General features: G+C 50.3%; 13 protein-coding genes. 7 read left to right on the top strand and 6 right to left on the bottom strand.

What is annotated here, in order from left to right; translation table 11 throughout:
- Window positions 1-205: 205 nt before the first annotated feature.
- A complete protein-coding gene (locus WFK81_RS03830; RefSeq protein ID WP_336785107.1) occupies window positions 206-1,102 on the bottom strand; it encodes a LysR family transcriptional regulator in 897 nt (298 codons plus the stop codon).
- Between the two features lie 131 nt (window positions 1,103-1,233).
- Here WFK81_RS03830 and WFK81_RS03825 point away from each other — a divergent pair, with 131 nt between their 5' ends.
- Together WFK81_RS03825 and WFK81_RS03820 are read left to right on the top strand one after the other, a co-directional pair.
- Entirely contained in the window at window positions 1,234-1,908 is a 675-nt protein-coding gene (locus WFK81_RS03825) for an O-methyltransferase (RefSeq protein ID WP_336785480.1), read from the top strand.
- A gap of 63 nt (window positions 1,909-1,971) precedes the next feature.
- A complete protein-coding gene (locus WFK81_RS03820; protein ID WP_336785106.1) occupies window positions 1,972-2,964 on the top strand; it encodes an NADPH:quinone oxidoreductase family protein in 993 nt (330 codons plus the stop codon).
- 71 nt (window positions 2,965-3,035) lie between these two features.
- On the opposite strand, the gene msrA is transcribed toward WFK81_RS03820, so the two are convergent.
- The 3 genes from msrA to WFK81_RS03805 all read right to left on the bottom strand — a co-directional run bounded on the left by msrA (window position 3,036) and on the right by WFK81_RS03805 (window position 5,081).
- On the bottom strand, window positions 3,036-3,557 hold the full coding sequence (gene msrA / locus WFK81_RS03815; RefSeq protein WP_336785105.1) for a peptide-methionine (S)-S-oxide reductase MsrA: 522 nt from the start codon (window positions 3,555-3,557) through the stop codon (window positions 3,036-3,038).
- A 151-nt stretch (window positions 3,558-3,708) separates the two neighbouring features.
- The gene (locus WFK81_RS03810; RefSeq protein WP_336785104.1) at window positions 3,709-4,374 is read right to left on the bottom strand and encodes an ABC transporter ATP-binding protein; all 666 of its coding nucleotides are present in this window, start codon (window positions 4,372-4,374) and stop codon (window positions 3,709-3,711) included.
- 275 nt (window positions 4,375-4,649) lie between these two features.
- A complete protein-coding gene (locus WFK81_RS03805; RefSeq protein ID WP_336785103.1) occupies window positions 4,650-5,081 on the bottom strand; it encodes a YheC/YheD family protein in 432 nt (143 codons plus the stop codon).
- A gap of 11 nt (window positions 5,082-5,092) precedes the next feature.
- On the opposite strand from WFK81_RS03805, the gene WFK81_RS03800 reads away from it, so the two are divergent.
- On the top strand, window positions 5,093-5,422 hold the full coding sequence (locus WFK81_RS03800; protein WP_336785102.1) for a hypothetical protein: 330 nt from the start codon (window positions 5,093-5,095) through the stop codon (window positions 5,420-5,422).
- Between the two features lie 289 nt (window positions 5,423-5,711).
- Here the strand turns inward: WFK81_RS03800 and WFK81_RS03795 are convergent, their stop codons facing one another.
- Both WFK81_RS03795 and WFK81_RS03790 read right to left on the bottom strand, forming a co-directional pair.
- Window positions 5,712-6,716 (bottom strand): aldose 1-epimerase, encoded by a 1,005-nt coding sequence (locus WFK81_RS03795; RefSeq protein ID WP_336785101.1) that lies wholly within the window; start codon window positions 6,714-6,716, stop codon window positions 5,712-5,714.
- 110 nt (window positions 6,717-6,826) lie between these two features.
- Window positions 6,827-7,189, bottom strand: a complete 363-nt coding sequence (locus tag WFK81_RS03790) for a LytTR family transcriptional regulator DNA-binding domain-containing protein (RefSeq protein WP_336785100.1) — start codon at window positions 7,187-7,189, stop codon at window positions 6,827-6,829.
- Window positions 7,190-7,374: 185 nt separating this feature from the next.
- Between WFK81_RS03790 and WFK81_RS03785 the strand changes: the two genes are divergently transcribed.
- From WFK81_RS03785 to WFK81_RS03770, 4 genes are all read left to right on the top strand, one after another.
- A complete protein-coding gene (locus WFK81_RS03785; protein ID WP_336785099.1) occupies window positions 7,375-8,454 on the top strand; it encodes a lactonase family protein in 1,080 nt (359 codons plus the stop codon).
- 28 nt (window positions 8,455-8,482) lie between these two features.
- Window positions 8,483-9,703, top strand: coding sequence for an MFS transporter (locus WFK81_RS03780; RefSeq protein ID WP_336785098.1), 1,221 nt, complete (start codon window positions 8,483-8,485; stop codon window positions 9,701-9,703).
- Between the two features lie 177 nt (window positions 9,704-9,880).
- Window positions 9,881-11,500, top strand: coding sequence for a cellulase family glycosylhydrolase (locus WFK81_RS03775; RefSeq protein ID WP_336785097.1), 1,620 nt, complete (start codon window positions 9,881-9,883; stop codon window positions 11,498-11,500).
- Between the two features lie 187 nt (window positions 11,501-11,687).
- Window positions 11,688-12,896, top strand: coding sequence for an S-layer homology domain-containing protein (locus WFK81_RS03770; protein ID WP_336785096.1), 1,209 nt, complete (start codon window positions 11,688-11,690; stop codon window positions 12,894-12,896).
- The last annotated feature ends 775 nt before the right edge of the window (window positions 12,897-13,671 follow it).

Raw genomic sequence — 13,671 nt, 5'->3', positions numbered from 1 at the left:
GAGGAAAAAACCGACTTACAGAGGGGATGAGCTTGGATAGTAGGGTGCGAGGAGCGAAATAAGAGGAAAAAACCGACTTGCAGAGGGGTTGAGCTGGGATAGTATGGTGCGAGGAGTGAAATAAGAGGAATAAACCGACTTGCGGAGGTGTGAGGGAATATAGGTTAAAGGTTACTACTATTTAAGAGAATCCGTATGCGAGGCTCTATCTCACATACGGATTCTGCCGGATCATTTGCACCAGGTTCATCGCCGAGGCGGGGAGCGGCTCGTTTTTGCGGGTGCAGATGGCGATGGTGTTTTTGAGATCGATCCCTTCGACATAGACGCGGGCTAGCTCGCCGCGTTTGACGTAATCGCGGACGACGAGGGAGGAGACGAAGTTTGCGCCGTAGCCTGCGATTACGGCGGTGATCGCTTCGTGCAATCCGTTGAATTGCAAGGAGATGGTCGGAACGACGGAATTGTAGGTGCGGCATAACGACAGCAGACGTTCCCGGGTTGAGCTGCCTTCCTCGCGCATGACAAACGGCTCTTTCATCATCTCGGTCAGCGTTATCTGCTGATTGGCATACCGGTGGCCTGGCGCAACAACAAACCATAGCTCATCCTGGAACAGTTCTTCCGTCCGAATCGTGTCCGGATAATTCTCGGCCATTCCGCCAAATATGGCGATATCGACTTCGACGTCCAGCAGCTGCCGCAAGGCCCCGCTTGAGTTGGTTGTTGTGATATTCATTTCCACCTGCTCGAACTGCTGTTTGAACTTGGCGATCCAGGCCGGGATAAGAAAGTGGGCAGGCAAATAGGTAGCGGCAAGCCGGATGCTGCCGATGGTGCCGCTGCGGTAGTTCACGGCAAATTGCTCGATCTGATGCTCCACGGCAAACAGTCTTTTAGCCAGCACAGCCATTTCCTCACCAGCATCGGTTAAAGATATGCCTCTTCCTTGAGGCTTGAAGAGATTGAGAATCAGCTCTTTCTCGAACTTCTTGATCTGAGCCGTAATAGCAGGTTGGCTTATGTTCAGCAGCTCCGAAGCGCGGGTTACGCTCCCCGCAGCGGCAATCGTATGAAACAAACGCAAGGCATGCAAATTCAAAGCATAGCTCCTCCAGTCCATATATATATACAAATTGTATAAGTAAAAGAAAAACATATATTATTCTTATCATTATAACTCGCTTACTATGGAAGTAGAAAGCCATCACAAAGCGAGGAGAAGTGATCATGATGAGTACATTGCACACTTGGGAAAAAGTTGATGCTTACCTGACGGAGCAACTTATTGAGCAGGATCCAATTCTGGAACAGGTACTGGCAAACAACAAGCAGGCCGATCTGCCTGCCATCGACGTGGCGCCGAATCAAGGGAAGCTGCTTAACCTTTATGCTCAGATGATTGGCGCGGAACGAATATTGGAGATTGGTACGCTTGGCGGCTACAGCACGATCTGGATGGCAAGAGCACTGCCGGAGCATGGAAAACTAATCACACTGGAGCTGGATTCGCATCATGCGGCTGTCGCCGGTCAAAATATCGCATTAGCCGGACTTAGCCAAAAGGTAGAGATAAGAGTCGGGGAAGCGCTGGAGCAATTAGCAAGGCTGGAGGAGGAAGGGACGGCGCCTTTTGACCTCATCTTTATCGATGCCGACAAACCTAATAATCCCCATTATCTGCAATGGGCGCTGCGCTTCTCCCGTCCCGGCACGGTTATCGTTGGCGATAATGTCGTTCGGGAGGGAGAAGTAACGAACAGGCACAGCACGGATCCCCGCGTTCAAGGCGTGCGCAAATTTATGGAATTACTGGCGGAGGATCCTCGAATTACGGCAACAGCTATCCAAACGGTTGGAGCAAAAGGCTATGACGGCTTTGCACTGGGGATCGTTAAACTTACTTGATTTGGATGTGTCCTTCTCTTTCCGCTACAATAGAAGAAACGAAACCGAAGGAGTGGATGCACGATGGATCACTTCCGTGCTTTAGTAGCGGATAACAATGGGGACGAAGCACCAAAGCTGGCGATTAAAAATCTGACAACCGCCGACCTGCCTGAAGGAGAAGTAACCGTTCGGGTCGCCTACTCCAGCGTAAACTATAAAGACGGGATGGTTGGGATTTGGGGACGAATGATCAAAAGCTATCCGCATATCCCGGGCATTGACCTTTCCGGTACCGTAGCCGAGTCAACGGATCCGCGTTATAAGCCCGGGGATGAGGTTATCGTAACGAGCTACGGTCTTGGCGTAACGCAACATGGGGGGTACAGCGAGCTGGCACGGGTTCCCGCAAGCTGGGTTGTTCCGCTGCCAGCCGGATTGACTCTCAGAGAAGCCATGATCCTGGGTACGGCGGGTTTTACTGCGGCATTATCGGTCCAGCGTCTAGAGGATAACGGTCTCACACCGGAGAAGGGGCCGGTTGTTGTCGCGGGTGCAAGCGGCGGGGTAGGCAGCGTCGCCGTCAACATCCTTGCCAAACGCGGCTACGAGGTAACGGCCAGCACGGGAAGACTCAGCGAAGAGTCTTACTTGAAAGAGCTTGGCGCAACGCATGTCATACACCGGGATGATCTGACGGAAACGGAACGCAAACCGATCCGGCGTCCGCTCTGGGCAGCAGCGGTGGATCCGGTTGGGGGTAAAACACTCTCCTACCTGCTGAGCACGCTCCAATACGGCGGATCCGTTGCCACAAGCGGATTAACCGGCGGCGTTGAAGTCGAGACCTCGGTATATCCTTTTATTCTTAGAGGGGTCAACTGGCTTGGCATAGATTCGGTGGAATGTCCGATGGAGCTCCGCAGCCGGGTATGGGAGCGCCTTGCAACAGACCTGAAACCAACGATGCTAAGCAACACGATCGTAAACGAAATCCAGCTGGAGCAGTTGCCGGAGGAGCTTGCCCTTATTCTGCAAGGTCAAGTGCGCGGCCGTACAATCGTAAAGCTTGGATAAAAAAAGCCCGCTTGGCTTGCCGTGTCAACAGTAACGGCAGGCAAAGCGGGTTTGTTTTTGTGAAGACAGAATCATTTCCAGTTCCGCTCGATAAACTCGTCGCGTCCAGACTGGGCACGGTCTTCCTTGTAGTGCTTCGGATTCTTCTTATGGTAATCCTGATGATAATCCTCCGCCGGGTAGAAAGTCTCCGCCTGCCGGATCTCCGTTACAATCGGCTTGTCGAAGCGTCCGGACAACGCCAACGCCTGCTTGGAAGCAAGGGCGAGCTCCTTCTGTTCCTCGTTATAATAAAAGATGGCGGTCCGGTATTGGCTCCCGCGGTCCTGGAACTGCCCTTCATCATCGGTTGGATCAATCTGGGGCCAGAACAGCTCAAGAAGGCGTTCATAAGGGAATACCGCCGGATCGAACGTAATCTGGACGACCTCGAGATGACCGGTTGTCCCTTTTTTAACCTCTTCATAAGTCGGATCGGCCAAATGGCCGCCCATATAACCGGATACGATTCCGTGAATGCCTGGAAGCTCCTCAAACGGCGTAACCATACACCAGAAGCATCCTCCGGCAAAAGCTGCATGCGTAAGCGACATTTTACATAACCCTTTCTTTTCTTGCGTTGACTTGCCTTTCTTATTTCCTAAAAGTAACTTGTCCAGCGCAAGAAGTCAATTTCGCCGCTTCCATACGCCAATAAGCCCCATAACCTTCCGCATACAGCCGGAAAGCAATGAGGCTTAAGACTTAAGCGATAGCTCCGTCTCGAATATATAGGATTCGGTCTGCATACGAAGCCACCGCCTGATCATGGGTGATCAGGATAATGGTATGTCCTTCGGCATGCAGCTTGGCTAAGAGCGCCATGATTTCTTTTCCCGTATGTGAATCGAGCGCACCCGTAGGTTCATCCGCGAGCAGTATCGAAGGATTTGTTGCAAGCGCTCTCGCAATTGCGACCCTTTGTTGCTGCCCCCCAGACAATTCCGCCGGACGGTGATGCAGATGTCCGCTCAGCCCAACCGATTCGAGCGTATCCAGCACCGCTTTTTTTCTCTCATGCCCGGGAACTCCCCGGTAGATTAAAGGCAGCTCTACATTATCGTAGGCCGATAAAGTCGGTATCAGATTATAACTCTGAAAAATAAACCCGATTCGCCTGTTCCGCACATCCGCCAATTGATTATCGTTCATTGCCGATACCCGTCTGCCTTCCAGCATATACGTGCCGCTGTCGGCAGTGTCCAGGCAGCCCATGATATTCATGAGCGTAGATTTACCGGAGCCGGACGGCCCTTGAATGGCAACAAACTCGCCCTCCTGCACTTCCAGCGAAATATGCTGCAAGGCCGTATAACGCTGCCCGCCCATGCGGTAATGCTTCGTAATCTGCTCCATTTGAACGATGGACATCCTTTTGCCCCCTCCTAAAAGAATTGGCGCACGCTTTATGCGTCAATTCTTGCTTCGTAAGCATCCGCTAAGAATTGGCGCACGCTTTATGCGTCAATTCTTACTTCGTAAGCATCGGCTAAGAATTGGCGCACGCTTTACGCGTCAATTCTTACTTCGTAAGCATCGGCTAAGAATTGGCGCATGCTTTACGCGTTAATTCTTACTTCGTAAGCAATTACCTACTATAGAGGTTATTCAAAAAGCTTGTTCAATTTTCCGTTTTTTCGGCTTGTTTACGCTTTAGTTCTGCGGGCATTCAGCTTGCGCAAACGGATAATGCGTTTGTACATCTTTAGCGTCGGCAGCTTCTTGAAGGGAATAGCCTCGGGGGTTGTATTAACTTCAAGTATCCAAGGATGCAGCTGCTGGTCAATCGCAATGTCGAAGCCTAGCTCGGTCAAGAAGGGGTACTGAGCTTTAAGTTGATGCGCGCATTCGATGCACAAGCGATTCAGCTGAGAAACTACCTTGCGAACCAGCTCGGTTCCTCCATGCGATGCGATTACGGTTCTAAAGGGGTAAACATCGGCGCCTTGCGCCCCGTTGGTTACGGCCATGCCTTGCTGGGCAACCCGGGCAAGCATGCCGGTCATTTGCCAGCGCTCGTATTCGTTCAGCTGCATTTCGATCCGCAGGTCGTAGATTCGGTTTTTGAATCTCGACAAATGGGTACCGCTTGAATAATGACGGGGTGTTTCTGATGCATGTCTCGCTGCGCGATTATCGGTTGGAGGCTTTGGCTAACGTGGGAACGATCATCGTCGACAGCTGGGAGGAAATTTGCCGGGCGGATACGGATACGGAGCGTCTGCATTTGCATGCGGGCCTGCAGGCAGAAGATACGTTGACGCTGGCCGATGCCCTGACGCTTCCTCTGGAGCAAATCATTCGTCCTCAAGGACCAACGTTATTTACGCCAATGGGACTTGCGATCTTTGATGTCGCCATTGCGGCGCATTATGCGAAGGCTGCGGAGCGGCTTGGCGTGGGTCAGAGATTGGAATAGCAGAGTGAGGGCCGTTCCGGTTGGAACAGCCCTTTTCTTCGAGCTGTCTTGGTTTTAACGAAACGTCATATTCTTATTTTCGCTATTGAAGCTGCAGCTGGGCTCTAACGAAACGTAGTATCGTTATTTGGCTAGTTTAGTCTGATTTGGCGGGAGTTTTCTTTAAATAACGTTTCGACGTTTCGTTAGTATTTCGAAATGCCCTTAATGGACGGAATAAGAATATGAGGTTTCGTTAGAGCCGGGCTTAAAAAGCAGCAGCCCCGGAAGCTCCGGGGCTGCTGTACGATTATTTTGCCGAACGCAAGTAGAAACGGCTCGAGTTCTCCCAAATGCCGCCTGGCTCCAGGCTGACAAGCCCAATCTCATCGGCCGGTAGGTCAACATTTGGCGCATTAACGAGGTTAAGCTGCGGCTCAGGGCAGAAGAAGCCTTTCGTCGCATTGTTGTTCCATACCATCCATTGCTTGAAAGCCGTACCCGCGTCATAGACGAGGGCAACCTGCTCGCGCGTATCCGTCAGCACCATTTGGTTGCGGCCGTTGCGCGGTTCTGCCGTATAGTGGTTGTCCATCGCTTCCCAATAAGTAGGGACGCCGGTTGCTTGAATAGCCTGCTCACCTTCGGAGAGCGGAAGGAACTGGCCTGTAGGCAGCATACGCTCGCTCATTTCCCAGCGCTTGCCGATCGTCATCGTGAAGGAGCAGTCTTCCGGCGTGCTGTTTGGCGCGAATGGCGCGTTAACCGCAGTATGGAAGGCAACCATGCAAGGCATGGCGTCTTGCCCCTCATTATGTACGGAAATATGCTGAAGAAGTCCCGAATCGTTCAAAGCATAGCGCAGACGAAGGGTAAACACATGCGGCAGGAATTCGAAGATCGGATGCTTCTCGTCCACCGACAGCTTCAGGGATACGTAGCTTTCCGTTTTGTTTACGCCGTAGTCTTCAACCGTCCAAACCGCCGTATGGGCAAAGCCGTGAAGATGATTGCCTGTCTTAGGTTCGTTGATCGGGAATTTATACGTTTTTCCGTTGAAGTTGAAGGTACCGTCTTCATATCGGTTCGGCGGGAACAACACCGGAATCCCGTGAACGCCGGGATTTGCTTTAAACGCTTCCATTTCTTGCTCGGCTGGCTCGCGGAGAATATGATAGCCTTTGCTTGTGTCGCGGAATGCGACCAGATTCGCGCCAACGCCAGGAAGCACGGCAGCTTCATAAGAGCCCCATTGCAGCCATACCGCTGGCTCGCCTTTATATTGTTCCTCGAATGCTTTTCCTTGCGTGCTCATTGATAATGCCTCCTTATAATCAACCTTCCATTAGAATAACAGGATGAACTTGAACAGACAACCGCCGCATTCCAAGGATGGAATGCGGCGGTTGTCCGTACAGGCAAAGCTTATGGTGTTATGCGCAGCTCGTTGTTAATTGTGCGTTGAGTGAAAAGCTGCTGCAGCACGTATTGTTTGCGCCTAGGTACCGGTACTTGCTTCGACTCGTGATATTCCGAGCCAAAGTATACGACGCCGCCGGCAATGGATTTGATCTTGCCGATATTAATGTAGCAATTCGTATTCACCGGATAGAAGCTGCTATTTGCGGTGAGCTGCTGGATCTGTTCGGCAGTCATTCTCTTCTTTATGTTGTAGTTTCTGCCGTGGAAGCTGACTAAACCAAGAGTACCAAGCTTGAAGTAAAGCACATCCGATTCCAGTTCGAAATCCTCGTAGACATTTCGGCCGCTCAGCGTAGTATTCATCATTCCGATTCCCCCTTAGAAATGTGAACTACTGATTTGATAGCGCTTACATTATATCACGCCTATTCATGGTTGAAAAGACATTTTTTTATGGGCATCAGATTGTTTGGTTAAAAGCATTGTGAAGACGGTTGGCATGTGCTATGTTCACTTTACTGTACTCTACCTAAAGAAAGGTTGTTGGGTAAATGAGCAAGAACCAGGCTTTTACGGGCATTTTATACGTTGGCTCTTACGGTGCCGCAGCTGAACCGACGATTCGCGTATGTGCCTATGACGGTGCCGCGGGCAAGATTTCGGTCAAACAAGAAGTGACTCAGGTTGAAAATGCATCCTATCTGGCCGTTGATCCGGCTGGCCGTCACCTGTATGCGGTAAGCGAAACGGGGCAGACCGGCGATGATGCGGGAGGCTCGGTTGTATCCTTTGCGATTGAAGAAGGAAGCGGAGCGCTAACGGAGCTGAACCGCCAGCTGACACATGGTGCGGATCCTTGTTACATAACGGTTGATTCCGCGAATAACGCTGTATTGGTTGCGAACTATACCGGAGGCAACGCAGCGCTTCTCCCCATTAACGAAGACGGCACGCTTGCGCCGGCATCCTCCATTGTCCGGGAAGAGGCACCGCTTGGCTCGAACGCAGCGCGTCAGGAAGCACCTCATGCGCATGCCATTGTCGTAAACGGCAATTATGTCTATTTGAATGATCTTGGCACGGACCTGATCCATACCTTCCGAATTGAAGAAGGCAACAAGCTTGTGAAGCAAAACTCATGCAAGCTTCATTCGGGCGCCGGCCCGCGTCATCTTGTTTTTCATCAGAGCTTGTCCACCGCTTATGTTATGAATGAATTGGATTCCTCGGTTACCTTATTGAATGTGTCGGCGAGCGGCGAATTGGCGCCAGTTCAGACCGTATCCGCTCTGCCGGAAGGCTTCTCGGGCTACAACGATGCGGCAGACATTCATCTGTCGCCATGCGGACGTTACCTGTACAGCTCGAACCGCGGTCATAACAGCATTGCGGTATTTGTCGTGGATCAAGCAGACGGAAACTTGACGCTTCTGCAGAATGCTTCCTGTGAAGGGGATGCTCCGCGCAACTTCCTCGTGCTGCCGGATGGCAGCCAGCTGCTCGTTGCGAATCAGAAAACGGGCAATATTGTGCTATTCTCCGTAGATGAAGAAACCGGTCATATCCGCTCGGAAGGTACGATACTTGAAGTGCCAAGTCCGGTATGCATTCGTTTGGGTGCTGTCCGGTAAGCTTCGAACATAGAAAGAAGGAATCGGCATGTCTTTTGGCAATTCGGCGAAAATATCTCCGGCAGTCAAGCTGGGGACGGTATACTCTATCCTTTTTGCTATCAGCTCCGTCCATTTGCTCAATGATGCCATGCAATCGGTCGTATCGGCTTTATTCCCGATTTTCGAGGAGTCGCTTGGTTTAAAATTCGGCCAGATCGGCTGGATTGCTTTTACCCTTAATATGACGTCGTCGGTTTTGCAGCCTGCGGTAGGTTTAATATCTGACAAAAAGCCTGCGCCATGGATGCTTCCGGTGGGGATGGCCTGCAGTCTGGTCGGTATGGTGGGACTGGCATATGCGCCAAGCTTCTGGATGCTGCTGCTTGCGGTTGTTTTCGTCGGTTTTGGTTCGGCGGTCTTCCATCCGGAAGGCTCGCGCGTTGTATTCTTTGCGGCGGGAGAACGCCGGGGCCTTGCTCAATCGATCTATCAGGTCGGAGGCAACTTCGGCCAGGCGCTTGCTCCGTTGATGACGATCTATATTTTCGTCCCGCTTGGTCAACGTGGTGCCGTGCTTGGTACTTTCCTTGCCCTGGCTGCGATTATCGTGCTTCTCCGGGTAGTGCCGTGGTATGGAGCGCAGCTGGCCCAGAAGGGGGCACCCGTTAAGAAAAAAGCAGCCGGCGCCGTGCCGGCGGTATCTCCATACAACAAAAAAGTTATCGCGTTTGCCTTAACTTTGCTGCTTATTCTTGTCTTTGCCCGTTCTTGGTATGCGGCTGGAATCGGAAGCTTTTATAACTTCTACATGCAAGACAAATACGGACTGTCTATAAAAGCCGCCCAAGTGCCGCTCTTTGTCTTTATGGCGGCAGGCGTGCTGGGAACGTTCTTCGGCGGTATCCTGTCGGACCGGTTTGGCCGGAAGCGCATGATGCTGTTCTCGATTGCAGGTTCCGCGCCATTCGCTCTGCTGCTGCCGCATGTATCGCTTGGCTGGGTATATCCGGTTATTTTCGTACTCGGGTTTATCCTGCAGTCCGGCTTCTCGGTCAGCGTTGTTTATGCGCAGGAACTTTTGCCCGGCAAGGTAGGCATGGCATCCGGCTTGATTACGGGTCTTGCCTTTGGCATGGGCGGGCTTGGCTCGATTGTGCTTGGTACGGCAGCTGACCATTATGGCATTTTGGATACGATGGTCGCCTGCAGCTTCCTGCCTTTGATCGGATTGTTATCTATCTTGCTTCCGAAGGACCGCAGAGAATAAAGGATGACAATAAATTGGCTTTAACGCAAACATCCGGGTATTGCTTCAGGCACTTACCCCTTGATAAAGTTGCCTTAACGGCGCTTGCAACCGCTCTTAACCGGCGTGTGCAGGCGCTGTTTTTTGTTCTTACGCTTGTCTTCGGGAGGCATAACAAATCTTATTGGGGGAATTGAGATGGCTGGTCGGTTGGGTGACGTAAACGGATTTGTAAAACGCGCGGGTCAGACAATCATAAATGGTGCAGGGGAAGAGATCTTGCTGCGCGGTGTCGGATTCGGGAGCTGGCTGCTTCCTGAAGGATATATGTGGAAGTTTCCGGAAGCGGGCGACCGGCCAAGACGGATAGAGAAAATGGTACGCGAGCTGATTGGTGAGGAGAAGGCGGCTTCCTTTTGGGAGATCTACTATAATACGTACATTGCCGAAGCGGATATCCGGCGCATTGCGGAGGAGGGTTTCAACTCGGTACGTTTTCCGATCAACTGGCGATTCCTGATGGCGGAAGGCACGGAGCAATATAATGAGAAGCGTCTCACATTGCTGGACCGGGCGATTGGCTGGTGCCGGGAGCATAAGCTGTACGTTATTCTTGATCTGCATGGTGCCCCGGGCGGCCAGACCGGCGCCAACATAGACGACTCCGAAAACGATCAGCCCGAGTTGTTCTTAAACGACGATTACCGGAAATTAGCCATCGATATGTGGCGGATGCTGGCGGAACGTTACAAGGATGAATGGATTGTAGCGGGATACGATCTCTTAAACGAGCCACTGCCGGACTGGAATGCGCAATACAACGACAGGCTTATGCCGTTGTATAAGGAAATGGTGCAGGCGATCCGCGAGGTTGACGAGCGGCATATGATCATTATTGAAGGCGCGCATTGGGCGACGGACTGGTCGGTATTTGACGAAGTGATCGACGATAACCTGATGCTGCAATTCCATAAGTATTGGAACAGCCCGGACACGGCAAGCATCCAGAAGTTTCTGGACAAGCGCGAAGAGCTGAACCTGCCGATCTATATGGGTGAAGGCGGAGAGAACAATATCGAATGGTACACGGGCGCGTTCCGTCTATATGAGGATCATAACATCTCCTGGAACTTCTGGACTTGGAAAAAGCTCGGCACGACCAATTCGCCATGCTCGGTAATGATGCCTGAAGGCTGGGACAAGCTTGTTGTTTACTTGAACGGCGGAGATAAGCCAAGCGCAGAAGAGGCGGAGCAGATTCTGTGGGCGTATCTGGATAATCTCGCGCTTGACCGCTGCGTCTACCATCCGCAGGTTGTGCGTTCTCTGCTGTTCCGGACGCCAATCCGAATCCCGGCCATATTCTACGGATATTATGGGGAAGGCATCAGCTATGGAGTAGGCGAGCGAACCGTACGGCAGCTCGGCTTCCGTGACGAGGACGGTACAGATATCCGCTTTACGGACAGCGAGCGGGAGACCGCGCATTTCCAGCATGGCGGAGGTCAGTCATGGGAGCCGCAGGATTGGCTGCATGTCCGGTTGGCGCCAGGCGATTGGCTGGTGTACGAGCTGTATTTGCCGGAGGGAACGGAGTTAGAGCATGTCGTAACGGTACGCGCGAAGGCCATTGAAGGCGAGGCGGTGGCTGTTATTCGAGTGAACAACCATCTCGCAGGCATCTGTGCTTTTACCGGTACGGATTGGCAGGAGACTGCTACAATTGAACGCGTCAAGCTGGCTTCCGGCAGCTGTCGCGTAACTATTAAAGCCGAAGGTGGACCGCTTGCGGTTGAGTGGGTTAGGCTGGAACGGTAATTAACGGAAACATTTGACAAAAAATGATAGATTACGATATTATATAAATAATTTTTGAGCGAAGCACGCCAAAAGCCTTACGGGTTTTTTGTGTGCTTTTTTTCTATCCAAAATTCCGAATATGGGGGAAGCAGGCAAGAAACAGAGGCGTAATCGCGATTAAAAATCATAGGGGAGATGATAGATAGTGAGAAAGACATGGATTTCTATTGTACTAGCAGGAGTTGTTGCTGCAGGGAGTTTGGTCGGAGTAGGCGTGACGAGCAACGGGAAGAGCGCGGAAGCTGCTGCCAAGCCTTCGTTCAAGGATATCGACGGGCATTGGGCGGAATCGTCTATTGAAACGGCGGTGCAAGCCGGAGTGCTTAATGGGTACCCGGACGGATCGTTTAAGCCGAATAACACCATTACCCGGGCAGAACTGCTCAAAGTGATGGCTATGACTTTTAAAATCGATGTGGGCACTGGCGGCTCCAATTGGTATGCAGCTTATCAGACAGCTCTGACCAAGGCGGGCATTTACTTGGATGGCGATTACCCGGGCAATTTTAATAATCCGGCTACTCGCAATGAAATGGCGAAGTTGGCCGTGCGGGGAGAGTATACGGAATATCGCGGGAAAAAGTTAAGCGCAGCGGAATTGATGTTCCGCGCGGTGAACAAAGGAATTTTGTCCCGTTCCGGAACAAAGGCGGAGACGATTAACACCGAAGGCACAACAACCCGCGCGGAGGCAGCGGTGCTGGTGACAAGGCTGTTAAAGCTGGCTAACGGCGGCAAACTGACGGTTGACCAAGGAGCATCCAGCGCAGCCGAGATTTCTTGGCATCGGCATAATATGATTACGATGTTTGATCAGGATGATTTGGTGAAGCTGCCTTATTCCGTGGATATTAGCAAGAAGTATAACGTGACGATAGATAAGTTGATTATTTTGGATCCTGCGGATACGAAAGGGTATTATGCGGAGTATTTGAAGGGTGCGACTTATTATCCAAAAGACAAATCAGATAAACCGACTGATAATTATTTATTTGCTTATAAGATAATTGGGAAGAGCCTAGTATCGGACGGATCAGGGATTTCTATGAGTGCAAGCTTTTATACATATACGGAAGGGAATACAGGTACAGTTGATCTTGCTCCACAATATATGTATGAGGATGGGAAGTTAATTGAAAGAGAAGGCCTGTTCTATAATAATAAGGAGTTTGCATTCAACAAAATCAATCATTCAGGGAATAACTTTATTTTTGATCTAATACCCAAAGAGTACATTCAAAGTCAAATTGAAAAGTATGGGGGCTTCCCGATTCATTTAAACAAATTTAATGTCGCATTAGGGAGTGGGGAACAAATCTACTTGACAGGTGTGAAGGATCAGTGGGCGCATTAAAAAAGAATTTGCCACATATTCTTATTCTTTCGATATTACTCAGTCTATTTAATTTTCAAAGTGTTGTAAGCGCAGCTCCAGGCATTAAGAAATCACAATCTATTACTTTTAAATCTAGCGAAGAATATAATCCCAATGTTTCACTATCTAATATCTCAATAGATCTGATGATACCGTCAGGTTATCGACCTAAATCTTACGAATTATGGATGATGGTTGCAGATAGCAACGGAAAAACAACATTAAGGCAGCAATCTTCTGGTTCAATAACTTCTAGTAAACTTAAATTAAGTAAAGTTAGCGGGACGAAAATTAAAGCCATTGCAACTGGTCAACAATCAGATATGTATGTTGTTATAAATCGAAGATCAAATGGCAAGCAATGGATTGTTGAAGGTAATGATGTAGGTCCTTATAATGTAACACCCAAGTCAGAAGATGCTTGTTGGAGCGGAAGCCTCTCGATATGTCCAGGCCTCTTGCAGTCAAAAGATGACAATGGTCAAACTATTAGCAATAAGCTTAGAACACCCGAAGGTTGGATTAAGGCTATAAGTGATGGGGTAGATGCACCTGTTTATTTCATTTCACCTGTTGATGGGTCTAATATTTATAAAACTAGCTTAATCCAATCCTCAATTGATGTAACAAAAGCAACACCTTCAGGTAGAGCTCAGCACAAAGTTCTGGATAAGGGCAAAGGGACCACAGGCAAAGGTATGCTAACTGTTGCTATTCCACCTGTGAAAGGCTCTTATCTTGAAGATACTACTTG

The organism is Paenibacillus sp. MMO-177, assembly GCF_037147795.1.
Taxonomy (GTDB): domain Bacteria; phylum Bacillota; class Bacilli; order Paenibacillales; family Paenibacillaceae; genus Pristimantibacillus.
This window is presented reverse-complemented; position numbering and strand designations above follow the sequence as displayed.

Bases quoted from the DNA above. Each gene is read 5' to 3' on its own strand.
- WFK81_RS03795 (WP_336785101.1), bottom strand. From the start codon at position 6,716: ATGAGCACGCAAGGAAAAGCATTCGAGGAACAATATAAAGGCGAGCCA.
- WFK81_RS03785 (WP_336785099.1), top strand. From the start codon at position 7,375: ATGAGCAAGAACCAGGCTTTTACGGGCATTTTATACGTTGGCTCTTAC.
- WFK81_RS03810 (WP_336785104.1), bottom strand. From the start codon at position 4,374: ATGTCCATCGTTCAAATGGAGCAGATTACGAAGCATTACCGCATGGGC.
- WFK81_RS03775 (WP_336785097.1), top strand. From the start codon at position 9,881: ATGGCTGGTCGGTTGGGTGACGTAAACGGATTTGTAAAACGCGCGGGT.
- WFK81_RS03820 (WP_336785106.1), top strand. From the start codon at position 1,972: ATGGATCACTTCCGTGCTTTAGTAGCGGATAACAATGGGGACGAAGCA.
- WFK81_RS03790 (WP_336785100.1), bottom strand. From the start codon at position 7,189: ATGATGAATACTACGCTGAGCGGCCGAAATGTCTACGAGGATTTCGAA.
- msrA (WP_336785105.1), bottom strand. From the start codon at position 3,557: ATGTCGCTTACGCATGCAGCTTTTGCCGGAGGATGCTTCTGGTGTATG.
- WFK81_RS03780 (WP_336785098.1), top strand. From the start codon at position 8,483: ATGTCTTTTGGCAATTCGGCGAAAATATCTCCGGCAGTCAAGCTGGGG.
- WFK81_RS03825 (WP_336785480.1), top strand. From the start codon at position 1,234: ATGAGTACATTGCACACTTGGGAAAAAGTTGATGCTTACCTGACGGAG.